At 62.1% G+C, this 26,701-nt stretch carries 25 protein-coding genes and 1 riboswitch; of the genes, 24 read left to right on the forward strand and 1 reads right to left on the reverse strand.

Annotated features, from left to right (window positions below; translation table 11 throughout):
* The first annotated feature begins 126 nt into the window (after positions 1 to 126).
* From ACP7B9_RS03385 to hisF, 14 genes are all read left to right on the forward strand, one after another.
* On the forward strand, positions 127 to 969 hold the full coding sequence (locus tag ACP7B9_RS03385; protein WP_425860769.1) for a cytochrome: 843 nt from the start codon (positions 127 to 129) through the stop codon (positions 967 to 969).
* Positions 970 to 1,048: 79 nt separating this feature from the next.
* Positions 1,049 to 1,612, forward strand: a complete 564-nt coding sequence (def, locus tag ACP7B9_RS03390; protein WP_425860771.1) for a peptide deformylase — start codon at positions 1,049 to 1,051, stop codon at positions 1,610 to 1,612.
* Positions 1,609 to 2,529 carry a methionyl-tRNA formyltransferase gene (locus tag ACP7B9_RS03395; protein WP_425860772.1) on the forward strand — a complete coding sequence of 307 codons (921 nt, stop codon included), beginning with the start codon at positions 1,609 to 1,611 and terminating at the stop codon, positions 2,527 to 2,529. Before def ends, ACP7B9_RS03395 begins: the two co-directional genes overlap by 4 nt.
* A complete protein-coding gene (locus tag ACP7B9_RS03400) occupies positions 2,526 to 4,091 on the forward strand; it encodes an RsmB/NOP family class I SAM-dependent RNA methyltransferase (RefSeq protein WP_425860774.1) in 1,566 nt (521 codons plus the stop codon). The genes ACP7B9_RS03395 and ACP7B9_RS03400 overlap by 4 nt, the downstream gene beginning before the upstream one ends.
* A 99-nt stretch (positions 4,092 to 4,190) precedes the next feature.
* Positions 4,191 to 4,868: a ribulose-phosphate 3-epimerase gene (rpe, locus tag ACP7B9_RS03405; protein WP_425860776.1), complete on the forward strand. Its 678-nt coding sequence runs from the start codon at positions 4,191 to 4,193 to the stop codon at positions 4,866 to 4,868.
* Positions 4,869 to 5,076: 208 nt separating this feature from the next.
* A riboswitch (FMN riboswitch) is annotated at positions 5,077 to 5,221 on the forward strand.
* Positions 5,222 to 5,346: 125 nt separating this feature from the next.
* A complete protein-coding gene (pnuC, locus tag ACP7B9_RS03410) occupies positions 5,347 to 6,087 on the forward strand; it encodes a nicotinamide riboside transporter PnuC (protein ID WP_425860778.1) in 741 nt (246 codons plus the stop codon).
* Positions 6,084 to 7,250, forward strand: coding sequence for a bifunctional diaminohydroxyphosphoribosylaminopyrimidine deaminase/5-amino-6-(5-phosphoribosylamino)uracil reductase RibD (gene ribD / locus ACP7B9_RS03415; protein WP_425860780.1), 1,167 nt, complete (start codon positions 6,084 to 6,086; stop codon positions 7,248 to 7,250). Before pnuC ends, ribD begins: the two co-directional genes overlap by 4 nt.
* Positions 7,251 to 7,252: 2 nt before the next feature.
* Complete coding sequence (locus tag ACP7B9_RS03420; RefSeq protein WP_425860782.1) at positions 7,253 to 7,900, forward strand: riboflavin synthase; 648 nt, start codon at positions 7,253 to 7,255, stop codon at positions 7,898 to 7,900.
* Positions 7,897 to 8,535 carry a 3,4-dihydroxy-2-butanone-4-phosphate synthase gene (gene ribB, locus ACP7B9_RS03425; protein ID WP_425860784.1) on the forward strand — a complete coding sequence of 213 codons (639 nt, stop codon included), beginning with the start codon at positions 7,897 to 7,899 and terminating at the stop codon, positions 8,533 to 8,535. The genes ACP7B9_RS03420 and ribB overlap by 4 nt, the downstream gene beginning before the upstream one ends.
* Positions 8,532 to 9,263, forward strand: coding sequence for a GTP cyclohydrolase II (locus ACP7B9_RS03430; protein ID WP_425860786.1), 732 nt, complete (start codon positions 8,532 to 8,534; stop codon positions 9,261 to 9,263). Before ribB ends, ACP7B9_RS03430 begins: the two co-directional genes overlap by 4 nt.
* Positions 9,260 to 9,748: a 6,7-dimethyl-8-ribityllumazine synthase gene (gene ribH / locus ACP7B9_RS03435; RefSeq protein ID WP_425860788.1), complete on the forward strand. Its 489-nt coding sequence runs from the start codon at positions 9,260 to 9,262 to the stop codon at positions 9,746 to 9,748. The genes ACP7B9_RS03430 and ribH overlap by 4 nt, the downstream gene beginning before the upstream one ends.
* 160 nt (positions 9,749 to 9,908) lie before the next feature.
* Positions 9,909 to 10,172 (forward strand): phosphoribosyl-ATP diphosphatase, encoded by a 264-nt coding sequence (locus ACP7B9_RS03440; protein WP_425860789.1) that lies wholly within the window; start codon positions 9,909 to 9,911, stop codon positions 10,170 to 10,172.
* Positions 10,173 to 10,264: 92 nt separating this feature from the next.
* Entirely contained in the window at positions 10,265 to 11,110 is an 846-nt protein-coding gene (gene hisG, locus ACP7B9_RS03445) for an ATP phosphoribosyltransferase (RefSeq protein WP_425860791.1), read from the forward strand.
* A gap of 11 nt (positions 11,111 to 11,121) precedes the next feature.
* Positions 11,122 to 11,892, forward strand: coding sequence for an imidazole glycerol phosphate synthase subunit HisF (gene hisF, locus ACP7B9_RS03450; RefSeq protein ID WP_425860793.1), 771 nt, complete (start codon positions 11,122 to 11,124; stop codon positions 11,890 to 11,892).
* A gap of 101 nt (positions 11,893 to 11,993) precedes the next feature.
* On the opposite strand, the gene ACP7B9_RS03455 is transcribed toward hisF, so the two are convergent.
* On the reverse strand, positions 11,994 to 12,638 hold the full coding sequence (locus ACP7B9_RS03455) for a TIGR03085 family metal-binding protein (protein ID WP_425861748.1): 645 nt from the start codon (positions 12,636 to 12,638) through the stop codon (positions 11,994 to 11,996).
* A 158-nt stretch (positions 12,639 to 12,796) separates the two neighbouring features.
* Between ACP7B9_RS03455 and hisI the strand changes: the two genes are divergently transcribed.
* From hisI to ACP7B9_RS03505, 10 genes are all read left to right on the forward strand, one after another.
* On the forward strand, positions 12,797 to 13,231 hold the full coding sequence (hisI, locus tag ACP7B9_RS03460) for a phosphoribosyl-AMP cyclohydrolase (RefSeq protein ID WP_425860795.1): 435 nt from the start codon (positions 12,797 to 12,799) through the stop codon (positions 13,229 to 13,231).
* A gap of 54 nt (positions 13,232 to 13,285) precedes the next feature.
* Positions 13,286 to 14,833, forward strand: coding sequence for an anthranilate synthase component I (locus ACP7B9_RS03465; RefSeq protein WP_425860797.1), 1,548 nt, complete (start codon positions 13,286 to 13,288; stop codon positions 14,831 to 14,833).
* 2 nt (positions 14,834 to 14,835) lie between these two features.
* Positions 14,836 to 15,447, forward strand: coding sequence for a Trp biosynthesis-associated membrane protein (locus ACP7B9_RS03470; RefSeq protein WP_425860799.1), 612 nt, complete (start codon positions 14,836 to 14,838; stop codon positions 15,445 to 15,447).
* Positions 15,448 to 15,546: 99 nt separating this feature from the next.
* A complete protein-coding gene (locus tag ACP7B9_RS03475; RefSeq protein WP_425860801.1) occupies positions 15,547 to 15,822 on the forward strand; it encodes an HGxxPAAW family protein in 276 nt (91 codons plus the stop codon).
* 2 nt (positions 15,823 to 15,824) lie between these two features.
* Complete coding sequence (trpC, locus tag ACP7B9_RS03480; RefSeq protein WP_425860803.1) at positions 15,825 to 16,640, forward strand: indole-3-glycerol phosphate synthase TrpC; 816 nt, start codon at positions 15,825 to 15,827, stop codon at positions 16,638 to 16,640.
* 229 nt (positions 16,641 to 16,869) lie between these two features.
* Entirely contained in the window at positions 16,870 to 18,237 is a 1,368-nt protein-coding gene (trpB, locus tag ACP7B9_RS03485) for a tryptophan synthase subunit beta (RefSeq protein WP_425861749.1), read from the forward strand.
* Positions 18,230 to 19,066, forward strand: coding sequence for a tryptophan synthase subunit alpha (gene trpA / locus ACP7B9_RS03490; RefSeq protein WP_425860805.1), 837 nt, complete (start codon positions 18,230 to 18,232; stop codon positions 19,064 to 19,066). The genes trpB and trpA overlap by 8 nt, the downstream gene beginning before the upstream one ends.
* On the forward strand, positions 19,063 to 20,100 hold the full coding sequence (gene lgt, locus ACP7B9_RS03495) for a prolipoprotein diacylglyceryl transferase (RefSeq protein ID WP_425860807.1): 1,038 nt from the start codon (positions 19,063 to 19,065) through the stop codon (positions 20,098 to 20,100). The genes trpA and lgt overlap by 4 nt, the downstream gene beginning before the upstream one ends.
* A 529-nt stretch (positions 20,101 to 20,629) precedes the next feature.
* Complete coding sequence (gltB, locus tag ACP7B9_RS03500; RefSeq protein ID WP_425861751.1) at positions 20,630 to 25,195, forward strand: glutamate synthase large subunit; 4,566 nt, start codon at positions 20,630 to 20,632, stop codon at positions 25,193 to 25,195.
* Positions 25,188 to 26,642 (forward strand): glutamate synthase subunit beta, encoded by a 1,455-nt coding sequence (locus ACP7B9_RS03505; RefSeq protein WP_425860809.1) that lies wholly within the window; start codon positions 25,188 to 25,190, stop codon positions 26,640 to 26,642. The genes gltB and ACP7B9_RS03505 overlap by 8 nt, the downstream gene beginning before the upstream one ends.
* The last annotated feature ends 59 nt before the right edge of the window (positions 26,643 to 26,701 follow it).

Genomic DNA, 26,701 nt, shown 5'->3' on the forward strand with positions numbered 1-26,701 from the left:
TGGGTTTCGGCATTTTTGTTACCCGGACATCTGCGCCGTCTTCTTTTTGCGCACCGGGCCCAACTTATCCACAGTGATCAGCCCTCGCTGCTGCACACTGTCACACGGGAGTGGAATAGTAGAGGCATGACAGCACCAGCATTGGCACACAGTACCGAATTGGGGCGCATGTACGCCCGATCCCTGCAGGAACCGCCCAAGGTCCCTTCTATCACCACCGTGATCGGCCAGCAGTCCGCCTCCTTGGACGGTTGGATTGGTTACATGGCGGCCACCGCCGTAGCCAAGCATCCTGATCTTGGATCCGCAGTGGGCAACCCCGGACAATTGCGCACCGTGGTGCGTGACAGCTCAAATGCGGCCGAGCAATTCCGTGATGCTGCCGCCGCACGTGGCGACCGGGTCCACAACTATTGCGAACAGGTGGCCCTGCGGGCCTTAGACCGCCCGCATCAGCTGGCCGAAGCCCTTGAAGCCCTCGCCGAGAACGGCGAGGAAAACTTTGCGCTGCGCTTTGACACGTGGTGGGACGAATATCAGGTCAAGCCCCTTGCCCCGGAGGTCACGGTATGGAATGAGACGTTGGGATACGCCGGAACCCTGGATCTGGTGGGGACTATCGGCGGGAAACTCTGCATTATTGACTACAAGACCAAGGGCACAGACCGCAATGGCCAGGTCAAGAGCCTTGACGCCAAGGTCGTCATGCAGCTCGTGGCCGGCATGAAAGCGGAGGAGTCCATCGTGGATGAAGCTGCCGGGACGTGGGAGCCGTGGAAATACGGTCAAGACCCGATCCTGCTGGGTGTGGCCATCGGTGAAACAGAGGTGCGAACCTTACGCGCCAACCCCGAGGTCCTCAAGGCACATTGGTTTAAGTTCGCCTCGCTGCGACGCGTGTGGCAAACGTCATTGGAAGCGGCCTCTGCTGGAACACCTTTACTCGATATTGCGCCGCCGGGGCGGTAGCGGACAACTAGACTGTATGGGCTAGCAGTTTTGCGATCCTTTTCCGGCTTGCATCAATACCAAAGTGAGGTGCCCACCCATGGCTATCCTGAGCATTCGCATCATCGGCGACCCTGTCCTGAGAACCGTCGCCGAAGAAGTAACAACCTTCGGGCCCGAACTGGCCAAGCTGATCGATGACATGCACCAGACCATGGCGGATGTCCGTGGGGCCGGATTGGCTGCCCCGCAGATTGGTGTAAACAAGCGCATCTTCACGTATTCCGTTGACGGCCATGAGGGCCATGTCATCAATCCGATCCTCGTGGCAAGCGATGACTTTGCCCCGGGCGAGCCGGAAGGCTGCCTTTCTGTGCCCGGTCTGGGATACACCGTTGACCGGCACCGCTGGGTGCGGATCACCGGTGTGGACAAGAACGGAAACACCATCGATATGGAAGCGACCGGCATGCTGGCCAAGTGCTTCCAACACGAAACCGACCACCTGGATGGAAAATTGTACGTAGACCGCCTCGAAGGCGATGACCGCAAGGAAGCCCTTCGCGCCATTCGCATGGCCAACTATGATTCCGTCACGGCCGATACGGTGGCCAAGCGTGCCCGTACGGTTGGCTCCGCTTTTGGTGCAGGCGCCGCCCAATGAGAGTTCTGTTTGCCGGAACACCAGCAGTAGCCTTACCGTCCCTCGAAGCCCTGCGCGCCGCCGGGCACGAGATCGTCGCCGTCCTGACCCGCCCGGACGCGCCGTTGGGTCGCAAACGGATCATGACGCCGTCGCCCGTTGCGGCCCGCGCAGCGGAACTTGGCTTGCCCATTATTAAGGCTGACAAGATCCACGCCGAGGCTTCCGCGGCCATCGCTGCGGCTGCCCCCGAAATTGCCGGAATTGTTGCCTATGGGGCCTTGATCCCACCGAATGCCTTGACCATCCCTGAACATGGCTGGATCAACCTACACTTCTCTCTGCTACCGGCGTGGCGCGGTGCGGCGCCCGTGCAGCATTCGGTGATCAACGGCGACGAAGTCACAGGCGCCTCCACGTTCCTGCTGGAAAAAGGGCTGGACACGGGACCGGTCTACGGCACCATGACAGAAACCATCCGGCCCACCGACACCAGCGCCGAACTGCTCGAGCGACTCTCCCACAGTGGCGCGATACTCCTAGCCCAAACCATCGACGGCATCGCGGCCGGCAGCCTGGCCGGGGTTGACCAGCGGGGCGAGATTTCCCTGGCACCGAAACTGACTCTGGAACACGGCCACGTTCAATGGACCGAGCCGGCACTGGCTATCAACCGCCGAATCCGGGGCGTCACAACGGAGCCGGGTGCCTGGACCATGCTCGGTGGCCAGCGATTCAAGCTGGGACCCGTGCGCATGCGCACAGATGTCACTGAGCTGGCTCCCGCACAACTGCAGATCGAGCCAAAATCTGTGCTGGTTGGCACGGGATCCCATGCCGTGGAACTTATCGACGTACAGCCTGCGGGCAAAAAACTTATGAAAGCAACTGACTGGGCACGAGGCCTGGCCAACAAGGAAGATGTGGTGTTTGAATGACCAGCGAGCAAGGCGGACGTTCGGGCAACCGCAACAACCAGCAGGGAACGGGCTCAGGCCAAGGCGGTGTCCGGCGTCGTGATGATGCGGGGCGCGAACGCAACCGCAGCACCTCGCGCAACCGCACCGAAGCCGCTCCCGGTCAGCGAACGCGTGTCGCCGACCCCGCCCGGCTCGTTGCTTTCGAGGTGTTGCGCGCGGTTTCGGCCGACGACGCCTACGCCAACCTCGTGCTGCCCACGCGAATCCGCCGCCACGGCCTAGACCGCCGCGACGCCGGATTCGCCACGGAGCTGACCTACGGCGCATTGCGCGCCCAGGGCACCTATGACGCGATCCTCGCCAAGTGCGTTGACCGCCCGCTCATCGAGCTGGACCCGGCCATCTTGGACGCCCTGCGCATCGGGGCCCACCAGCTGATGGCCATGCGCGTGCCAACCCACGCCGCCCTTGATCAGACCGTGGGCCTTGCCCGCGCCGTCATTGGGGCCGGGCCGTCCGGTCTCGTCAATGCCGTGCTGCGCAAGGTTGCCGCCAAGGAATTGCCCGAATGGCTCACTGAGCTCACCGAGGGACTCACCGACGACGTCAAAATTGCCTCGATTGAGCACTCCCACCCGGAGTGGATCGTACGGGCTATGCGCCAGGCGCTTGTAGCCCACGGCCGTGACGTTTCGGAAATCACCGCATTGCTTGAAGCCGACAACGCTGCCCCTGTGGTGAACCTCGTGGCATTGCCCGGCCTGGGCGATCTTTCTGAGGCGTTCGACGCCGGATTCACTGCAGGTGAGCTGGTGGCTGATTCGGCCTTGTCCTCCGGTGGCGACCTGAGCCGCCTTGAGAGTGTCCGCGACGGTTCCGTCCGCGTTCAGGACGCCGGTTCGCAGCTGGTGGCCCGTGCCCTGGCCGCCGTCGATATCACCTCCGAACTGGCCGATGGCGAGGAGCGCTGGCTTGACATGTGCGCCGGACCGGGCGGCAAGGCGGCCCTGTTGGCAGCTCTGGCAGCCGAAAAGGGCGCATGGATTCTGGCCAACGAGCCCTCCGTGCACCGCGCCAAGTTGGTTTCGCAGGCACTCGTTGCCGTTCCCCAAGACACCTGGACGGTACGCACAGGTGATGGCCGGGACATTGGCACGGAGCACCCGGCCTCGTTTGACCGGATCCTTGTTGACGCACCCTGCACGGGTCTCGGTGCGCTGCGCCGCCGTCCTGAGTCCCGCTGGCGGCGCAAGCTCTCGGATGTTTCGGAGTTGGGCCCGTTGCAGCGCGAGCTGCTTACCTCGGCCTTGGATGCCGTGAAGCCCGGAGGTGTGGTGGCTTACGTGACGTGCTCCCCGCATGTGGCAGAGACAGTTGCCGTGGTTGAGGACGCCATGCGCAAGCGCACCGACCTTGAATTGCTCGACGCCGGTGCCGCCCTTGACGCCGTCAGTCTCAGCGGAAATCTAGGTGCCGGCAACCCGGATTCACCCATCGCCGCACACCAGATGATGGCTCAATTGTGGCCGCACCTGCACAGCAGCGACGCCATGTTCCTGGCGCTCATTCGCAAAAACTGATTCGTAAAAACTGAACCACTAGTACTGACATGACCCACCAGGCTGGGCGCACCCGCTCCGGGTACGCCCGGCCTGGCCCGCAAACCGAGAGGTTCCTTCATGACCAACCCAACGCCCACGTGCTGCATCAACCCCAGCATCTTGTCCGCTGACTTCGTCAACCTTCAGGCGGAGTTGGCCAGGATCGCCAACGCCGATGCCGTTCACGTTGATGTCATGGACAACCACTTTGTTCCGAACCTGACGATCGGCCTGCCCGTCGTTGAACGGATTCAGCAGATCAGTCCGGTGCCGCTTGATGCGCACCTGATGATTTCCGACGTCGACCGCTGGGCACCCCTGTATGCCGACGCCGGACTGGCCTCGGTCACCTTCCATGTGGAAGCATCGGATGCGCCCATCAAGCTGGCCCGGGAATTGCGGGCCAGGGGTTCCAAGGCCGGCATGGCGCTGCGGCCTGCCACACCCATTGAGCCGTACCTAGACATGCTGAGCGAACTGGACATGCTCCTGATTATGACCGTTGAACCCGGTTTCGGGGGACAAGCTTTCCTCGATGTCACGCTGCCCAAGATCCGTCGGGCCCGCGCTGCCATTGAAGGGAGCGGCGTCAACGTTGCCATTCAGGTGGACGGTGGCATTACCGAAGAAACCATTACCCGCGCCGCCGAGGCCGGGGCGAACATCTTCGTGGCGGGCTCGGCCGTGTACGGTGCGCCCTCCCCGGCCGAGGCCATCGATTCCCTGCGTGCCAAGGGTCAGCTCGCCTTCGGCTAACCGTCCACTTTCATCTGTGTGGCAGTTGTTGCACCGGATAGCGCTTTCCTATTCAAAATTGGAACAACAACTGCGACACAGATCTTAAATGGGCGGGAATGAAAATCGCACGCCGTCGCTTACACATAAAGTAAACATTGAGTACGGCGCCATCAAGGTGTCGTATTATTGAAAATGCCCGCATTTGCGGGCAACGAACTAGAAGTATCACGTGCTCCGGGGTCGGTGTAATTCCGAACCGGCGGTTATAGTCCGCGACCCGCGCGCAGCAAGTTGGAAACAGCTGGCAGCGCACGGTTGATCTGGTGAAATTCCGGAACCGACAGTTAAAGTCTGGATGGGAGAAGCACGAACAGTCTTGGCCGTCAGGTCAAGGGTGCAGCAGCGGAGCCATAAACTTCGCCTGTTTCCTTGCCCTAGCCGCGCCTCGCTGTACGTTACCCCCGGAGCCATCGCGGTCTCGAAAGGTAGGGTAACAATGGACTTTCTGCGATGGCTCTTTGACGCCAAGATCGAATTCGCCGGCGGCGGATTCCTCCTCTGGCGTGAAGTCATAGGCAATCTTTTTGGGCTCGCCAGCGCCCTCGGCGGCATGCGCCGTAAAATCTGGGCCTGGCCCGTCGGCATCATCGGCAACGTTTTGCTCTTCACGGTGTTCATGGGTTCCGTCTTCGGCTCGGCCGACCACGTCAACCTTTTGGGTCAGGCAGGGCGGCAAATCATGTTCATCGCGGTATCCATCTTTGGCTGGTACCGCTGGAATCAGACCCGCCATGAGAAGAACGACGACGGCACTCACGTAGGCGAGGCCGTCGAGCCACGCTGGGCCGGGGTTCGCGTCCGTTGGATCCTCGTGGGCACCATGATCGCCGGAACGGCAATTCTCACCCCTATCTTCCGTGCGCTCGGCTCTTACGAACCTGTCTGGGCCGATGCGTGGATTTTCATGGGATCGCTGCTTGCCACCTACGGAATGGCCAAGGGTTGGGTTGAATTTTGGCTGATCTGGGTCGCCGTCGACCTGGTGGGCGTACCGCTGCTCTTCAGCGCAGGCTATTTTGCCTCAGCATTCATGTACATCTTCTACGGAGCCTTTACTCTGGCCGGATTCTTCGTATGGTGGAGGGTGCGGAACAACACCGATACGCAGGCCCGCCAAATATCGGTAGACTCCACGTTCCCTGACATCACCGTGAGCAATAGAAAGGCCAACTCGTGAACTTCGGCAATTTGAACCATGGTTCGTTCAACACGGATCCTTATGGTTCCGAGAATGAGCACTTCACTGCCGCGGAAACGTTGGGCATGGAGACGGCCCTCTCAGCCGCGCGGCAGGGTGTGCGTGGAGCTAACCCCTTGGTTGGCGCCGCAATTATCGACGCCGATGGCACGTTTCTTGCGATCGGCTACCACCGTGGGGCCGGCACTCCGCACGCCGAGGCCGATGTCATCAACCGCCTCTTGGGCACCGGCGTCAAGCGGGATCTCTCTGCGGCGACGCTGATCATCACGCTTGAACCGTGCAGCCATGTTGGCCGCACCGGACCTTGCACCCAGGCCATTCTCGACGCCGGTATCGGCAATGTGGTCTTCGCCGTCCGTGACCCCCATCTGCCTGCCGCAGGCGGCGCCGAAATTCTTCACAATGAAGGCATCAACGTCCGCATGGGCCTCTTGGCCGAGGAAGCGGAGGACATGAACCGCCAATGGTTCATTGCCGTCAGAGAACAGCGACCCTTCATTACCGCACGGTTGGCCCAGACCGTGGATGGCCGCATCGCAGCAGTCGACGGCACCAGCCAGTGGATCACCTCGAAGGAATCCCGTCAGGACTCCCACGAGTTGCGGGCACGTGTTGACGCTATCGTGGTCGGCACCGGAACGGTCATGGCGGACAACCCTCGACTAACAGCGCGCGCTGCCGACGGATCCGACGCCGCACAACAGCCCATTCGCGTGGTCATGGGTCTGCGAGACATCCCCGCCGAGGCAGCAGTGCGCGGTACCTCGGGCACTCCCAGCACCCCGGACCGGCTCGGCCCGGATGACTTCCTGGCCCTGCACACCCATGATCCGGCCGAGGTCGTGCGTGAATTGCACGGCCGCGGTGTGGGACACCTCATGATCGAAGGTGGCGCGAAAATCAACGCGGCGTTCCTAGCGCAGGGGCTCGTGGATGAACTCGTTGTCTACCTTGCCCCGACCCTCTTGGGCGCTGGCATTCCGGCCCTGACAGATCTCGGTATTGGCACCCTTGCTGACGCCCAACGTTGGGAATGGGACGCCACCACCTCCGGCCCCGTCGAGTTGTTGGGCCCTGACCTGAAATTGACGCTCATGCCGGCCAAGTCCTCCAGCGCAGCCGGCGCAGAAGGAAAATAGCCATGTTCACAGGAATTATTGAAGGCCGAGGAACCGTTGTTCGGATTGAACAGCAGCCGGAAACGGACAGTGCTGTACTCGTGGTCCAAGCAGGGGACGTTCTCGACGGTATGGATTTGGGTGGCTCACTGGCCATCAACGGCGTGTGCCTGACGGCCGTCAGCTTAACGGATGGAACCATTGAGGTTGATGTCATGGGCGAGACGCTCGTGCGCACCACAACCGGCGAATTGCGTGCCGGCGATGCGGTCAACTTGGAACGCTGCGTCGTAGCGGGCGGGCGGTTGGACGGACATGTGGTCCAGGGCCATGTGGACGGCGTCGGTGCCCTCTTGGAACGCGAAAACCAGGGCAAATGGGACCGCTTGCGCTTCTCGGTTCCGCGGGAACTGTCCCCGTACATCGCCGAAAAGGGCTCCATCGCCATCGATGGCGTGTCCCTTACGGTCACGGCCGTGAGCCCGGCCAGTGAGCCGGAACAGTGGTTTGAGGTGGGGCTAATCCCCGTGACTCTTGTCAAAACAGGGCTCGGTGAGAAGGTGGTGGGCGGTGCGGTCAACCTCGAAGTTGATGTGCTCGCCAAGTACGCCCAGCGCCTGCTGGAATTCAGCAGCTACAACGCCGCGCACACCCAAGGTGATGCAGCATGAGCCGTGCGTTGACGCTCCTTGACCCTGTATCGCTGGCCATCGAAGCCATTGCCCGTGGCGAAGCCGTGCTGGTTGTGGACGATGAAAATCGCGAAAATGAAGGCGACATCATCTTTGCCGCACAGCACAGCACACCGGCGCTCATGGGTTGGACCATCCGGTACAGCTCCGGCGTCATCTGCGTGCCCATGGGCCAGGTCGATGCGGACCGCTTGGAATTGCCGCCCATGGTCGAGGACAACCAGGATGCGAAGGGCACCGCCTACACCGTGAGCTGCGATGCCGCGCTAGGGGTCACCACAGGGATCAGCGCCACGGACAGGTCCTTGACAGTTAATGTGCTGGCCAATCCACAGTCCATGCCCGACGCCCTCACCCGGCCCGGGCATATCTTCCCCCTTCGCGCCGTGGCCGGGGGAGTGCGGCAGCGCCCCGGGCACACCGAAGCAGCAGTTGATCTGTGCAGGTTGGCAGGGTGTGAACCCGTTGGTGTCATCGCCGAGGTGGTGGATGACGCCGGTGAAATGGTCAGGCTTCACGGCCTGCGGGAATTTGCCGACAAGCACGGACTGGTCCTGATTTCCATTGCCGACCTAGTGGAGCACCTGGCGGCAGAACAAGGAATTTTGGAATGACGGAGTTTGAAGTGAACGGGCTGGTAGGCGCCGTAACAGGTGGGCCCGTGGTGCAACTGCCCACCCGCTTTGGCACGTTCGAGGCCCAAGCCTGGATCGACGCCGAATCGGGCGCCGAACACCTCAGCCTCACGGCGCCGGGTGAGGCGAGCGTTGCCAGCGGGGATTCGGGCGGCGGGGATTCGCCCAGGGGAGATTCGGCGCAGACGCTGGGGGACGCCGTCGTACCTTTGGTGCGGTTGCATTCCGAGTGCCTGACCGGCGACGTCTTTGGGTCCTATCGCTGTGACTGCGGCGAGCAGCTTGACTACGCTCTAGCCATGATCCATCGCCTCGGCGGGACGTTGCTGTACCTGCGCGGCCACGAGGGCCGCGGGATCGGGCTGGCGAACAAAATGCGCGCCTACAGTTTGCAGGAAGCCGGCGCGGACACCGTGGAAGCCAACGAGCAACTGGGACTTCCCGTTGATGCTCGCGACTACACGGCTGCTGCCGGTGTCCTCCGTTCCATGGGCCTGACCAAGATTGCCCTGCTGAGCAACAATCCGCTCAAGCAGGAGGAACTCGCACGGCACGGCATTGACGTTGCGCGCATTGTGCCAACGGAAGTTCCTGCCCGCACCGAAAATCTGCGTTACTTGAAAACTAAGCGGGACCGCATGCGTCACGCACTGTCCCTCTCGAACCCCACCAGCACCTCACACCCCACGGAAGGACCAACATCATGAGCGGTCACGGAGCACCAACCATCGGTTTCAACCCGGAGGAAAAATCACAGGCCGCATCGTTGAAGCTGGCCATCGTTGCCGCTAGCTGGCACACCGAGATCATGGACGGGCTGCTTGCCGGCGCCCTACGTGGTGCCGCCGACGCAGGCATCGAAAACCCCACCGTTGTCCGCGTGCCGGGCAGCTTCGAACTTCCGGTTGCAGCGGCCCGGCTGGCAGCCAGCTATGACGCCGTCGTCGCCCTGGGCGTTGTCATTCGAGGCGGAACACCGCACTTTGACTACGTTTGCCAGGCTGCCACCATGGGCTTGACCGACGTCAGCGTCCGCACGGGAGTCCCTGTTGGCTTCGGCGTGCTGACCTGCGACACCGAGCAGCAGGGCCTTGATCGTGCGGGACTTCCTGGTTCGGTCGAAGACAAGGGCCACGAAGCGACCACCGCCGCCTTGGCCACGGCCGTGACCTTGGCGCAGTTGGGCGTCTAAACCCGTACCTTTCCCGCACGTACGTATTTTGTCCGCTTAGAGGGGGTTGCCCGACCCCCTCTAAGCGGACAAAGTACGTTTATGCTGGCGGTGTTCACATCGTGGACATGAGGCGTCTCAAAATCCGCGAACACATGGCAAAGCAAGTAAGGTGTAGTGCGTGAAGACCTTCGAATCCCTTTTTGAAGAGCTCAGTGAGAAAGCCGCAGCCCGGCCCGCTGGCTCCCGTACCGTCGCCGAAATTGAATCCGGCGTTCACGGTATCGGCAAGAAAGTGGTTGAGGAAGCCGCCGAGGTGTGGATGGCCGCCGAGTATGAATCGGATGAAGCCTGCGCCGAGGAGATTTCCCAGCTGTTCTACCACCTGCAGGTCATGATGATCGCAAAAGGTTTATCTCTTCAGGACGTTTACAAGCATCTGTAGCCACATGCCGTGGCGCTTTGTCTTGACTCCCTGACATGGCATTGAGAGCAATGCCGAAACCTCTTGCTTGACCGATCTGAAAGATTTTTATCATGTTGCGTGTAGCCGTTCCCAACAAGGGTTCCCTGTCCGAAGCAGCCTCAGCGATGTTGGCGGAGGCTGGTTACCGCCAGCGCCGTGATTCCCGCGAACTGGTCATGGTTGACGTTGACAACAACGTCGAATTCTTTTTCCTCCGCCCCCGTGACATTGCCATCTACGTTGGGGCCGGCACGCTCGACGTCGGCATCACCGGCCGTGACCTCCTCATGGATGCCCAGGTCGACGCCGAGGAGCTCCTGCCCCTGGGCTTCGCCAAATCCACGTTCCGCTTCGCCGGTCCTGTCGGTGACTTCAGCAGTGCCGCCGAGCTCGAAGGCAAGCGCCTGGCCACCAGCTATGACGGCCTGCTGCGCGAGTACTTGGACGAACTGGGCATCAAGGCACAGGTTGTCCGCCTAGACGGTGCCGTGGAGTCCTCGGTTCGTTTGGGTGTCGCTGACGCGATCGCCGACGTCGTCGAAACCGGCAGCACGCTCAAGGCAGCCGGCATGGAAATCTTTGGCGAGCCCATCCTGAGCTCCGAGGCACTCTTGATTGGGCGCCGCGGTGTGACACCCCCGGTTGGTGTGGAAGTTCTCATCCGCCGCCTGCACAGCGTTCTCGTGGCCCGCCAGTACGTCCTGCTGGACTACGACGTGCCGAAGACGCTCATGGAGAAGGCCACCGCGCTGACTCCGGGTCTGGAATCACCAACGGTTTCGCCGCTGCGCGATTCGGATTGGGTTGCTGTGCGCTCCATGGTTCTGGCCAAGGACACCAACCGGATCATGGATGAACTGTATGACCTGGGCGCCCGCGCCATCCTGGTCAGCAACATCCACGCCTGCCGCATCTAGGGAGTAGACCCATGAGTGTTGCCATCAGAGTCATACCCTGCCTAGATGTCGACGCCGGCCGCGTTGTCAAGGGCGTGAAGTTTCAGAACTTGCGCGACGCCGGAGATCCCGTTGAGCTCGCCAAGCGCTACGACCTTGCCGGCGCCGACGAGCTGACGTTCCTCGATGTCACGGCGTCCTCCGGAAACCGTGAGACAACGTTTGACGTGGTCTCACGGGCTGCCGAACAAATCTTCATCCCGCTGACGGTTGGCGGGGGAGTGCGCGAGGTTTCCGACGTCGACAAGCTCCTGCGCTTTGGCGCGGACAAGGCATCCATCAACACGGCTGCCATTGCCCGTCCGGCTGTCATAGATGAGATCACCCACCGCTTTGGTTCCCAGGTCCTGGTCCTCAGTGTCGACGCGCGCCGCACCCAGGGTGGTAGCACGCCGTCGGGCTTTGAAGTCACCACCCATGGTGGCCGCAAGGGCACTGGCATGGACGCCATCGAGTGGGCCAAGGAAGCGGCCGATCGCGGGGTAGGGGAAATCCTGCTGAACTCGATCGACGCTGACGGCACGAAGGAAGGCTTCGACCTCGAGTTGATCCGCCTGGTTCGAGCCGCAGTCCACATCCCGATCATCGCCTCCGGCGGCGCGGGCAAGCCAGAGCACTTCCCGCCGGCAGTTGCCGCCGGCGCCAATGCTGTGCTGGCCGCATCCGTCTTCCACTTTGGCCCGGACAGCGCGATCGCCGACGTCAAGAAGGCCATTCGCGACGCAGGCTACGAGGTCCGCTAAGCTCTCGCCGAACGGGCAGTTGTTGTTGATGTTTTCGTAAAACATCAACAACAACTGCCCGTTCGATTTTGTTTGGAGCGCCCTACAGAGCCACGCCGAAGTTAGAGCCCTACGTCTGCCGTCCGGAGAAGGGCGACGGCGTCGGGCTGTCCCTCGAAGGAGACCAGGGCGTGGCTCGTGCGACCGTTGGCGTGCATGAGGAGCTCGCCGGGGTCGCCGATGATGGCCACGGAGACTGGCGCGCGCTTGGCGACGTGGCGGGAACCTTCCGGGTTCACCAGGACGATGCCAAGATCCACGCCGCGGTACAAAATGGCTGCGCGCTTTACCAAGTCGGTCCACAGGGCTTCGGAGTAGGCCGCATCTAGGGTGCGGGGCGCCCAGCGATCGGAGGCGCGGCGAATATCTTCGGTGTGGATGAAGAATTCAATCAAGTTCGCGCTATGGTCAACGGCCTTCAAGGCGAACGGTGACAATTTGGGCGGTCCGGCCCGGAACTGCTCCACGAGGGCGGCAAAAATTTCCGGTGTGCTGGATGCGGCGGCAAGCTTCGCGATGGCCTTATCGGTGGCCTTCTTCAACGGTTTGAGCACCATGCCCAGGCCCACGCGCGGATTATGTTCACGCAGGTACAAGTGCGCGGCTAGGTCTTGGGTACGCCACCCGTCGCAGAGAGTGTCAGCGCCGGGCCCGGCTGCCAGCAGGGTTTCGGCGAGGACTTCACGGGAAGGTTCTACAAATCGCATCACTTGTGAAATTAGCATGTATTCGCCGTTGGTGGCACCTGGAACCGCCGCGGGAGGATGCACAGTTACCGAAGTAACGAAGAAACGCGGCCGCAAATCCTCGCGCGGAGGGCTCCGGCTGGCATTTAGGTCCCTGGCAGGCACTAGAATTGGTGGCGATGCCACAAAGCCCAGAACCCCAGTCAACGCCGGTGGATCCCGCCGGCCAGTCCCCTTTTGAGTCGCCAGAGCTGCCAGAGCTGCCGGCCGATGTGGCCGCGAAACTCAAGCATGATGGCGCCGGCCTGGTCGCGGCCATCATCCAGCAGCACGATTCCAAAGAGGTCTTGATGCTCGGTTGGATGGACGATGAAGCCCTGCGCCGCACGCTTTCTTCCGGACGCGTCACGTTCTACTCAAGGTCACGCCAGGAATATTGGCGCAAGGGAGATACCTCCGGCCACTTCCAGTACGTGAAGTCAGTTGCCCTTGACTGCGACGGCGACGCACTGTTGATCAACGTCGACCAGGTAGGCGCCGCCTGCCACACCGGCACACACACGTGCTTTGATGGCCGCGATCTCGCCGCCGTCGTGGGCAACCGGGACGCTTAGTCCGGTTCGGCCCCCGCTTCATTCACCGCTTGACTCAAGAAAGCCAAACATTCCATGCAAGATTTAGGTGTCATCAGCCCCTCTCTGGTGGAATTCCGTGAGCTGGCCCGCAACCGTCGGGTCGTTCCCGTCCACCTCAAAGTCCTCGCCGACGCCCAAACGCCCATCGGCCTCTACCGGTCCCTTGCCGCTGGCGCCCCCGGCACCTTCTTGATGGAATCGGCTGCCGCCGGCGGCGTCTGGTCACGCTATTCGTTCATCGGCGTGCGCTCCAGCGCCACCCTGACAACGGACGACGGCGTGACGTTCTGGCAGGGGGAACCCCCGGCAGGCGTTCCCTTAGACGGCAACCCTGTGGCCGCCATGGAGGCCACGCTGAAGTTGCTGGCCACCGAGCGGATGGCGGGGCTTCCGCCGTTTACCTCCGGTCTGGTTGGATTCGTGGGCTGGGAGGCCGTCCGGCACTGGGAGAAACTGCCCACGCCTCCGCCCGATGACCTGCAATTGCCCGAAGTGGCCTTGAACCTCGTGGCCGACATGGCCGTCCACGACAACAACGAGGGCACGGTGATGCTGATCGCCAACGCCATCAACGCCAACGGAACCGATGAAAACGTTGACGCGGCCTGGCACGACGCCGTCGCCCGGGTTCGCGGCATGGTGGAGCAGCTCCGCATTCCCGTGTCTCAGCCCATGTCCGTGCTGGATGTTCCGTCCGCGAGCTTTGCCGACAGCGTTGAAGAACGCTGGGACCGCAATGAGTACCTCAAGGCACTTGACCTTGCCAAGGTGGCCATTGTGGACGGCGAGGTGTTCCAGGTGGTGGTATCGCGCCGTTTTGAAATGGTGTGCGAGGCCTCAGCCCTGGATGTGTACCGCGTGCTGCGGAACACGAACCCCAGCCCCTACATGTACCTGTACAGCTTCGAGGATGCCCAGGGGCAGCCGTACTCAATCGTGGGATCGTCCCCGGAAGCCTTGGTGAGCGTGCTGGGCAACGAGGTCATCACACACCCCATCGCCGGGTCGCGACCCCGCGGCGGCACCACGGAGGAAGACGTGTGGCTGGCTAAGGACCTGCTGGCCGATGAGAAGGAACGCTCCGAGCACCTGATGCTCGTGGACCTCTCTCGCAACGACCTGTCCAAGGTTTGTGAGCCCGGGACCGTTGATGTCACCCAGTTCATGGAAGTGGAGCGCTTCAGCCACATCATGCACCTGGTTTCCACCGTGGTGGGAACGCTCAGCCCCGACAAGAGCGCCTACGACGTTCTGGCCGCAACCTTCCCGGCCGGAACACTCTCCGGCGCCCCCAAGCCGCGCGCGTTGAGTCTGCTCGACGAGCTCGAACCGCACCGCCGAGGCATTTACGGGGGAGTTGTGGGCTACCTCGACTTCGCCGGAGACATGGACATGGCCATTGCCATCCGCTCCGCATTACTGCGCCACGGCAAGGCATATGTGCAGGCCGGCGGCGGCATCGTGGCAGATTCGGTCAACGAGACCGAGGCCATGGAAACTGTCAACAAGGCTGCCGCACCACTGCGGGCAGTTTATGCGGCCGCCTCACTGAGGGACCTCGAAGAAAGTGCGGCTGAGTAGTCATGACCACGGAACTTCCGCACACAACCGCCACGCGCGTGCCGTTCTGGCAGCGCAAGGCAACCCTGATTCTGCTCATGATCCTTGCTGCACTGGCGGTCTTTGGCACCACCACCCAGACCTGGATACATGTCGCCATCGCCCAAGGCGAGGTGGCCCAAACCGATCTCGACATCCCGGGCAACAAGGCGGCCGTTGCCGTCTCGGCCCTGGCCCTGGTCGCCTTGGCCGGTTCCTTGGCCACCTCGATCGCCGGGAAGATCGCGAGGATCGTCACCAGTTGCATCGTCTTCTTCAGCGCGGCGGGGATTGTCGCCGTCGTTCTTGGAATTTTGCTTGATCCCGCGGCGGCAGCGGTGGCAGAGGTGGGCGCGGCAACCGGCATCGAGGGGCAGCCCTCCGATGCGACCATCACCGTATTCCCGGTACTCGCCGTGGTGGCGGCGGTGGTGCTGGGCATGGCCACCCTGTTGGTTCTCTGGTTTGGCCGGTCATGGACCGTCCGCACGAAATATGATGCGGCCAAGCAGGAAAGCGACGTCGATTCGGACCGCCCGATCGACGAGATTGACCACTGGGATCAGCTCAGCCGAGGCGAAGACCCCACCGCGTAGTTGCGGCACACGTCCACGGAGTGCGCACCTTTGCGCTTCGACGGGCAACTAATGGCAGAATGTATTTTTAGTATCCGCATTAAATAGGGAGATTTACCAATGAGCAACAAGTCGGCTGCAACAGTATCCGTTCAGGAACCCGTTGATCACAGCATCGAACTGGGTCACGGCAACAGCCCGGCAGCATGGGCCCTAGTTGGTACCACCCTTGTTGGTGCCGTCATCAGCTGTATTGCGTTCGTTATTGGAGAAAGCGCCACCTTGTTGTTCCTGATCGGCGTAGGCGTCATGGTGGTTGGCCTGGCACTTGGCCCGATCCTGCGCGCTGCCGGCTACGGTGTTGGCGGAAGCAAGCTGAAGAACACCGGCCACTAGCAGTGAGTGTTTTGCTGGACATCATTGACGGCGTCCGGGAGGACATGCAGGCACGCCAAGCGCGCGTGAGTCTTGCTGATCTCCAGGAACGCATCAAGCATGTGGCCCCCGCTCTTGATGCCTGGGTGGCCCTGGGTGGTCCCTTGGCTGAGCGCCCTGATCTGAAGGTCATTGCCGAGGTCAAGCGCAAGAGTCCCTCCAAGGGTGACCTTGCCGGGATCAGCGATCCTGCGGCCCTGGCCAGTCTCTACCGCGACGGCGGGGCCTCCATTATCAGCGTCCTCACCGAGGAACGCCGCTTCGGCGGCTCCCTGGCTGACCTTGATGCCGTGAAGGCTGCCGTCGATATCCCGGTGCTTCGCAAGGACTTCACCTGCGATGAGTACATGATCTGGGAAGCCAGGGCCCATGGTGCTGATCTGGTGCTGTTGATTGTTGCCGCACTGAGCGACGATGAGCTGCGAAGCTACCTGGCCCTGACCCATGAACTCGGCATGAACGCCGTGGTGGAAACCCACACCGCTGAGGAAATTGCCCGGGCAGTTGCCGTGGACGCCAAGATCATTGGCATCAACGTGCGAAACCTGAAAACCCTCGACGTGGACCGTGGCGTATTTGCTGCACTGGCCGGAAACATTCCGGCGGGTGCCATCGTCGTGGCGGAATCCGGTGTTCGCGACGTCGCCGATGTTGAGCACTACAGCGCGCACGGAGCCCACGCCATCCTCGTGGGCGAGGCGCTCGTGAAGGATTCCAAACCGCGGGAACGAATCGCCGAATTCAAGGCTGCAGGGGCATTGGCCATTAGCACGCGCTGAACCAGCCTTCTCGCTGTGAAGATGCTTGTCAGGGAGGGCTTGTCCGGAAACGGGCAGGCCTTTCCGTACATTATTTACCGATAGATTTTTACTGTAATACCGCGGGCAAACGGCAGAGACCTTGCCGGCGTCACCGCCAATGGAAAAATAAGTGCACAATTATTCTTAGAACAGGACGGTGGAACTGATGGCTCACGTGCCAGCAGCTTCGTCTCAGGATCCCGCTGACATGGTGGATCCGGCAACAGCATTCCTGCAGGGTTCAGTCCCGGCAGCATCGACCCAGGAGCCTTCATTGCGGCACGCTCCGGGACCGTACTTTGGCAGCTACGGCGGCCGTTGGATGCCTGAATCCCTTATCGCAGCCCTGGATGAGATAGAGGAAACCTTTGAAAAAGCAAAGGTCGATCCTGAATTCCTGGCCGAGATCGCCGAGCTGAACAAGAACTACTCGGGCCGGCCCTCCCTGCTGACCGAGGCAAAGCGCTTCAGCGCCCACGCCGGCGGAGCGCGCGTGTTCCTCAAGCGCGAAGACCTCAACCACACCGGATCGCACAAGATCAACAACGTCCTGGGCCAGGCACTGCTGGCCAAGCGCATGGGCAAGACCCGTATCATTGCCGAAACCGGCGCTGGCCAGCATGGTGTTGCCAGTGCAACGGCCGCGGCCCTCCTCGGACTCGAGTGCGTGGTCTACATGGGTGCCGAGGATTGCCGTCGCCAGGCATTGAATGTGGCACGCATGCAGTTGTTGGGCGCTACCGTGGTCCCCGTGACCAACGGTTCCCAGACGCTTAAGGACGCCATCAACGACGCCCTGCGCGACTGGGTGGCCAACGTGGAATCCACCCACTACGTGCTCGGCACCGTTTCGGGAGCCCATCCGTTCCCCGCCATGGTCCGCTTCTTCCACGAGGTCATTGGCGAAGAAGCCCGCGGCCAGATCCTGGACCAGATCGGTCGCCTGCCCGACGCCCTGTGCGCCTGCATCGGCGGTGGCTCCAACGCCATCGGCCTGTTCCACGCTTTCCTTGATGACTCATCCGTGAAGATCTACGGCTTCGAGGCTGGCGGCGACGGCGTCGAAACCGGCCGCCACGCCGCCGCCATCACGCTGGGCCGTACCGGCGTGCTGCACGGGGCCCGCTCCTACCTCATGCAGGACGACGACGGCCAGACCGTCGAGTCCCACTCCATCTCCGCAGGCCTGGACTATCCCAGCGTCGGCCCCGAACACTCCTACCTGGCAGACCTTGGTCGGGTCGGCTACGAGCCCATCACCGACACTGAGGCCATGGAAGCCTTCCGGCTGCTGAGCCAGACCGAAGGCATCATCCCCGCCATCGAGTCCTCACACGCCCTGGCCGGCGCCATCAAGGTGGGCAAGCGCCTCACCGAGGGCCTTGCCAACCCCTCCGACATTGTCATCATCGCGAACCTTTCCGGCCGCGGCGACAAGGACGTGGAAACGGCAGCCGCCTGGTTCGGCATGCTGGATGAAGACGGCCACGTAAAGGGCACCACCCTGTCCACCCGCACGGCCAAGGGCGCAGCCCCGGCTGCCGATGAAAACGCAGAGGATGCCACCCATGAGTGAGAGCACCGCCCCGGCCCAGATAGAAAGCAAGTCAGCGGCCGCCATTGACCGGGCCAAGGCCGCAGGCCGCAAAGCCCTGATCGCCTACCTGCCCGCAGGCTACCCGAGCAAGCAGGCCTCCATTGACGCCGCGATTGCCGTGGCCCGCAACGGAGCCGACATCATTGAAATTGGCATCCCGTACTCGGACCCCGTCATGGACGGCTCCGTCATCCAGGCCGCCACCACCGAGGCGCTGGCCAACGGTTTTCGCGTCGCCGACGTCTTTGACATCGTCGCCGCCGTCACGGCCGAGACCGACGCCGCCGTTCTCGTCATGACGTACTGGAACCCCGTGGACCGCATGGGCGTTGACGAGTTCTCCCGCCGCCTCGCCGAGGCCGGCGGCGCCGGACTCATCACTCCAGACCTCATCCCGGATGAGGCTGCCGAATGGTTTGCCGCCTCCGACAAGTACGGACTGGACCGCGTTTTCCTTGTGGCACCGTCTTCCACCCCGGAGCGCGTGGCCATGACGGTCGAGGCAACTCGCGGGTTCGTCTACGCCGTCTCCATCATGGGCGTCACCGGCGCCCGCACCTCGGTCTCCAGCGCAGCGGAGGCCGTGGTGGCCGCCGCCCACAACGCCGGCGCCGAGCGCGCCTGCGTGGGCCTAGGTGTCTCCCGCCCAGAACACGTGCGTGAAATCGCAGCCTACGCGGACGGCGTCATTGTGGGCACCGCCCTCGTGGCAGCCCTGCGCGACGGGGGAGTCGACGCCGTCGGAGCCCTGGCCAAGGAACTCAGCACGGGTTTTGATGTCGCAACTGCCGGAACGGCAACCGCGTGATCGCCGCGTTGGTGCCGCAGGCCATTGCCGCCGCCATCCCCGCCCCGTCATGGTCAGGATTTGACGTTGGCCCTCTACGAATTCACGCTTACGCACTGTGCATTCTGGCTGGAATCGTCGCCGCACTGTGGCTGACCGATCGCCGCTGGAAGCGCCGCGGCGGCCCCGAAGGATCCATCTGGGACATCGCCATTTGGGCGATTCCCTTTGGCATCATCGGCGGCCGGCTCTATCACGTGGTCTCTTCTCCGGATGCCTACTTTGGTCCCGGCTTTGACGGCACAGGCGATCTCTCCCTAATTCCGCAGATCTGGCTTGGTGGTCTAGGCATTTGGGGTGCCGTGGTGCTCGGTGTGCTTGGCGCTTGGATCGGTTGCCGCCGTGCAGGCGTGAAAATCTCGGCATTTATTGACGCTGCAGCCCCAGGAATTCTCTTGGCCCAGGCACTCGGCCGCTGGGGGAATTACTTCAATCAAGAACTGTTTGGTGGCCCGACCACCCAGCCGTGGGGGTTGAGCGTTTCGCCCGAGTTCGTTCCCGCCGGCTACAGCCCGGACACGCTTTTCCACCCCACATTCCTCTACGAGTGCGTGTGGAACCTCGCCGGTGTAGTGGTGTTGCTGTTGGTGGACAGGAAATTCCGTCTTCGTAGCGGACGCCTATTCCTGCTGTACGCCATGATCTACACGGCAGGCCGGGTCTGGATTGAAATGCTCCGCATCGACGCCGCAGAGCAGATCACCCTCTTCGGCATCACAACCCGCCTTAATGTGTGGACCAGCATCTTCGTCTTCATTGCAGCTTTGGTGTTGTTCCTGATCATCATGGTGGCAAGGCGCGGAAAGCCGCAGGAGTCCGTGTACCTGGCCGGCCATGAGCCCGTAGCCACGGAGTCTGTAACCAAGGTCGCCACCAAGAACGACGACGACGCCACCGCCAGTGCGGTTCCGGCATCTGACGCTGTGGCTACGCCGTCAGCCGATGAGTCAAAGACCGTCGATGAATCAAAGGATGATTCCTCGGACAAGAAGTAGCTGCTGGCACCAGCAATAAGTGCTGACATGGCGGCCCGGGAATGCCCGGGCCGCCATTCTTATGCCCTGAGTGTGGACGTGCCCTCCGGCGATGCTGCTTCATGACGCGACAACAAGGCCCCAAATGTGTCCATTCCGCCGAATTACGCACGATCCCGCACTTTCTCAGGAACTGCTCGTCAAAATATATTACTGATCGTGCAGATAGTGTCAGATTCTAAGATACGTATATTTCCACGGTTCGCACGGCTATATAGTAAAAAACGCCGCACGGGAAGTTGTGACCCAAATATCTTCGTGCAATTGTGCACATGCCCTACGATTCACCAGCGGTCGGCACTGCACCACTCAACAGCATCACATCAACACAGCAGCACCGTTGAGGAAGATCCGCTTTCCCAACGCACGGGCCAGCGTCGTCCCCACGAATCGCTCTAACAAGGGGAAGGACCAACACGTCGTGACACAGACTCAAGCACGTGACTCCCACCAGCCACCGGCCATATCGCCGTTCACCCGCTTCGCCGGCATGCCGGAACAGGCGGGCCTCTACCGCCCGGAGTCCGAGAAGGACGCCTGCGGTCTAGCCATCGTTGCCACACTGCGTGGCATTCCCGAGCACGACATTGTGCAGAAGGCCCTTACTGCCCTGCGCAACCTCGAGCACCGCGGCGCCGTTGGCGCTGACGAAGGAACTGGCGACGGCGCCGGCATTCTGACGCAGGTCCCCGATGAATTCTTCCGTGCGGTTGCCGGCTTTGAGCTGCCGGTCGCCGGAAACTACGCAGTTGGTACCGCCTTCCTGCCCGTTGATGCCATCGAGCTGGCAACGGCACGGTCCGGCATGGAGGAGCTGGCCGAAAGCGAAGGGCTGCGCGTCCTTGGCTGGCGTGAAGTTCCCGTTGTCAGCGACCTTGTCGGGGCCAGTGCCCTTGCCACCATGCCCCACTTCAGCCAGCTCTTCGTCGCCCTGGCCAAGGAACCGAAAAAGCCCCTAGACGCTCTCAGCGCCAACGTCTTGGACGGAAAGGCGTTCCGCCTGCGCAAGCGCGCTCAGCAGAAGTTCGGCGTGTACTTCCCGTCGTTCTCCTCCAAGACCATCGTTTACAAGGGCATGCTGACAACCGCCCAGGTTGAGCCGTTCTACCCGGACCTCTCCGACACGCGCTTTGCCACCAAGCTGGCCATTGTTCACTCGCGCTTCTCCACGAACACGTTCCCGTCCTGGCCCTTGGCCCAGCCGTTCCGCGCCATTGCCCACAACGGTGAAATCAACACCGTCAAGGGCAACCGAAACTGGATGCGCGCCCGCCAGTCCACCATGGCTCACCCGTTGTTGGGGGACACTCCTGAGGAACTGTTCCCGATCTGCACCCCGGGTGCCTCTGACTCGGCTTCCTTTGATGAGGTAGCCGAGCTCTTGTGGTTGTCCGGCCGCCCCATCACCGAGGCCGTCATGATGATGATCCCCGAGGCGTGGGAAAACCACACCACGATGGATCCGGCCCGCAAGGCTTTCTACGAATACCACTCACTTTTGATGGAACCGTGGGACGGTCCTGCCGCAGTTTCCTTCACGGATGGCAACTTGGTTGGGGCCACCCTCGACCGCAATGGTCTGCGCCCGGCCCGTTTCTGGGTCACCGATGACGGCCTGATTGTTTTGGCCTCCGAAGTTGGCGTCCTGGAACTGGACCCGGCAACGATCGTGCAGAAGGGTCGTGTCTCTCCCGGCACCATGTTCCTTGTTGACACCAACAAGGGCGAGCTCATCAGTGATGAGACCGTCAAGGCTGAGGTGGCTGCGGCTCACCCGTACGAGACCTGGGCCAAGGAAAACACCATCCAGCTGGCCGATCTGCCCGAGCGTGAGCACGTTATTCATACGAGCTCCTCAGTGCTGCACCGTCAGCGCACCTTCGGTTACACCACCGAAGAGCTGAAGATCATGCTTGGCCCCATGGCAAAGGCTGGCGCTGAGCCGCTCGGCGCCATGGGAACCGACACTCCCGTTGCTGTGCTGTCCGAGCGCCCGCGCCTGCTGTTTGATTACTTTGTGCAGCAATTCGCACAGGTCACGAACCCGCCGCTGGATGCCATCCGCGAGGAGCTCGTCACCTCGCTGAACACCACGATCGGTCCGCAGGGAAACCTGCTCTCACGCAACAAGGTCACCGCGCCGCAGCTGGCGCTGACCTTCCCGGTGATCGACAACGATGACCTGGCCAAGATCGCCAACATGGAATCGCCCCTGGCAGCCGATGGCTCCGGTGGCGAAAAGATCTCCATGAAGGTCCGCGGCCTGTACAAGGTCGACGGCGGTGCGGCCGCCTTGCGAGCACGCCTCTCCGAGATCGGTGAGCAAATCTCCGGCGCCATCAACCGCGGCGTGCAGTACATTGTCCTTTCCGACAGGGATTCCTCCGCTGTGTGGGCCCCCATCCCGTCGCTCTTGCTCCTGAGCGCAGTGCACCACCACCTCCTGCGCAGCGCCAACCGCACCAAGGTTTCCTTGGTTGTGGAGGCCGGTGACGTCCGCGAGGTTCACCACGTGGCCGTTCTGGTTGGCTATGGTGCTGCCGCCGTCAACCCTTACCTGGCTATGGAGACGGTTGAGGAACTCATCCGCAACGAGGACGTCACCGGAGTTACCCCGAGCGAGGGTGTCCGGAACCTGATCAAGGGCCTAGGCAAGGGCGTCTTGAAGATCATGTCCAAGATGGGCATCTCCACGGTGGCCTCCTACTGTGGCGCACAGACCTTTGAAGCCCTAGGTCTGTCCCAAGAACTCATCAATGAGTACTTCACTGGCGCCGTGACCCAGCTCGGCGGTGTGGGCCTTGACGTCATTGCCAAGGAAGTTTCCGCACGCCACATCCTTGCGTACCCCGTAGACGGCGTGGATGTTCCGCACCGCCCGCTCCTTGGCGGTGGCGAATACCAGTGGCGCCGTGACGGCGAACCTCACCTGTTCAACCCGGATACGGTGTTCCGTCTGCAGCACGCCACGCGTGAGCGTCGCTACGACATCTTCAAGAAGTACACCCAGGGTGTTGATGAGCAGTCCAATAAGCTCATGACCTTCCGTGGCTTGCTCACGTTCAAGGACGGACAGCGTCCGCCCGTGCCGCTCGACGAGGTTGAATCTGTCAGCAGCATCGTGAAGCGTTTCTCCACCGGAGCCATGAGCTATGGCTCCATCTCTCAGGAGGCTCACCAGACCCTCGCCATTGCCATGAACCGATTGGGCGCCAAGTCCAACACCGGTGAAGGTGGCGAGGATGTAGAGCGCCTCCTTGACCCGGAGCGTCGCAGCGCCATCAAGCAGGTGGCCTCGGGCCGTTTCGGCGTCACCAGCTTGTACCTGACCAACGCCCAAGACATCCAGATCAAGATGGCTCAGGGTGCCAAGCCCGGCGAGGGTGGCCAGCTGATGGCCAAGAAGGTTTACCCGTGGATCGCCGAAACGCGTCACTCCACACCCGGTGTTGGCTTGATCTCCCCGCCGCCGCACCACGATATTTACTCGATCGAGGACCTCGCGCAGCTCATTTACGATTGCAAGCGCGCCAACCCGAGTGCACGTGTTCACGTGAAGCTTGTCTCCGAAATGGGGATTGGCACCGTGGCCTCCGGCGTGACCAAGGCCAAGGCCGACGTCGTACTGGTTTCAGGGCACGACGGCGGAACCGGCGCCAGCCCGCTGAACTCACTCAAGCATGCAGGCATGCCGTGGGAGTTGGGCTTGGCCGAAACCCAGCAGACGCTGCGCCTGAACGGGCTGCGCGAGCGGGTTGTGGTTCAGGTTGACGGTCAGCTCAAGACCGGCCGCGACGTCATCATCGCGGCACTGCTTGGCGCCGAGGAATTCGGTTTCGCCACGGCACCGCTGGTGGTTTCCGGTTGTGTCATGATGCGTGTTTGCCACCTCGACACCTGCCCTGTCGGCGTTGCCACACAGAACCCCGAGCTTCGCCAGCGCTTCACCGGCAAGCCCGAATTTGTGGTCAACTTCTTCGAGTTCCTGGCCGAGGAAGTCCGCGAACTGCTGGCCGAACTCGGTTTCCGCAGCCTCGAGGAAGCTATTGGCCAGTCCAATACGCTCGATATCAAGGCCGCGCTGAACCACTGGAAGACCGAGGGCTTGGATTTGAGCCCTATCCTTTCCGATGCCGGCGTGCCGGCTAGCGCTCCGGTTCGTCACCTGACAGACCAGAACCACGAGCTGGACAAGCACTTTGACCAGCAACTGATCACCATGAGCGCGGAGGCCCTGAGTGACCGCGCACCGGTCAAGATCAGCGTCCCTGTCATCAACACGGACAGGTCCGTCGGCACTTTGCTGGGCCACCATGTGACCAAGACGTTCGGCATTGACGTGCTGGGACCTGACACGATCGATGTGACGCTGACGGGCCAGGCCGGCCAGTCACTGGGCGCGTTCCTGCCGGCCGGCATCACGCTGCGCCTGCTCGGCGATGCCAACGACTATGTTGGCAAGGGCCTTTCCGGCGGCCGGATTACCGTCCGCCCGGACCGCAGCAGCCCCTTTGTGGCCGCTGAGAACGTCATTGCCGGCAACGTGATTGGTTACGGTGCCACGAGTGGCGAGATGTTCCTTCGCGGAATTGTGGGGGAGCGGTTCCTCGTTCGCAACTCAGGTGCGACCGCCGTCGTCGAGGGTATTGGCGATCACGGCTGCGAGTACATGACAGGTGGCCGCACCTTGATCCTCGGCCCCACAGGTCGCAACTTCGGCGCCGGCATGTCCGGTGGTACGGCCTACGTCCTGGACCTGGTGCCCAGCCGTGTCAACCAGGTAGCACTGGACTCCGGGGAACTCAAGCTCCTTGAGCTCGACGGCGCCGATCAAGAATTGGTCCGCTCGCTCTTGCAGCGCCATGTTGATGAGACCGAATCGGAGACGGCCGCAGCCTTGCTGGCGGACTTCCCCGCAACCGTAGCCCGCATCACCAAGGTGCTTCCGCGCGATTATGCAGCAGTATTGGAAACCCGCTTGGCAGCAGCCGAGCTGGGCGAAGACCCGGACGGCGCAACCGTCTGGCAGAAAATTTTGGAGGTCACCGGTGGCTGATCCGCACGGTTTCTTGAACAATCGGGAACGCATCACCCAGACCCGTCGCCCCGTTCCGGTTCGCATCATGGACTGGAAGGAAGTCTACGAGGCCCAGGAACAGGGCGTCCTGAAGTCACAGGCCGGTCGCTGCATGGACTGTGGCGTGCCGTTCTGTCACCAGGGTTGCCCCTTGGGGAACTTGATTCCCGAGTGGAACGATCTCACCTGGCGCGGTAAGGGCCAGGAGGCCATTGAGCGCCTGCACGCCACGAACAATTTCCCGGAATTCACGGGTCGGCTATGCCCGGCTCCGTGTGAATCCGCATGTGTTTTGGGCATCAACCAGCCTGCCGTGACCATCAAGCAGGTTGAGGTTTCCATCATCGATGAGGCCTTCAACCAGGACTGGGTACACCCGCTGCCCCCGGCCCGCCTCACAGGCAAGACAGTCGCCGTCGTAGGTTCAGGCCCGGCAGGGCTCGCAGCTGCCCAGCAGCTGACCCGCACCGGACACACGGTTGCCGTGTACGAGCGTGACGACCGGATCGGTGGCCTGCTGCGTTACGGCATCCCCGATTTCAAGCTCGAGAAGGAAAGCGTTGACCGCCGCGTGGAGCAGATGTCCGCAGAGGGCACCCGCTTCCGCACCGGCATTGAGGTTGGCAAGGACATTGGGTGGGACGAGCTGCGTAGGCGCTATGACGCCGTCGTTGTCTGCACGGGGTCAACTGTGCCGCGTGACCTACCCATCCCGGGCCGCGGCCTGGTCGGCGTTCATTTCGCCATGGAGTACTTGGTGCAGGGCAACAAGGCTGTGGCCGGCGACGAGCTGGTGGGCCAGATTGATGCCCGCGGCAAGCACGTTGTCATTCTGGGCGGTGGCGACACCGGAGCGGACTGCATCGGCACGGCGCACCGCCAGCAGGCTGCTTCGGTGACCACTTTGGCCATCGGCCAGCAGCCATCGGCGGATCGTTCCGTTGACCAGCCGTGGCCGACGTTCCCGAACCTGTTCGAGGTTGCCAGCGCACACGAAGAAGGCGGTGAGCGCAGCTACTTGGCGTCAACCGTTGAATTCCTTGGCGAAAATGGCGTTCTGACCGGGCTGAAGATTGCCGAGACTGCGTTTGTTGGCGGTCGTCGTGTTCCCAAGGAAGGAACCGAGCGGATCATTGAAGCCGATTTGGTCTTCCTTGCACTCGGGTTCACCGGTCCGGAATCGGCTGAATTGACGCACCAATTGCCCGTGACCTTGGACTCGCGTTCCAATGTAAAGCGCGATGGCTACTACATGTCTAGCCGCGAGGGAGTGTTTGTGGCCGGCGATGCCGGGCGCGGACAGTCTCTGATTGTGTGGGCCATTGCCGAGGGCCGGGCATGTGCCGCGGCCGTCGATAAGTTCCTCATGGGCGAGACCTTCCTGCCGGCTCCTGTCTCACCTAGTGATTCGGCTATCCGCGTCTAGTTGCAAAAGCGATAGGCTGTCATAGGGCACCAAAGATTTCTGCTGAAACCACACACAAG

Origin of the sequence: Arthrobacter sp. TWP1-1, from assembly GCF_049897845.1 — a bacterium.
Lineage (GTDB): Bacteria > Actinomycetota > Actinomycetes > Actinomycetales > Micrococcaceae > Specibacter.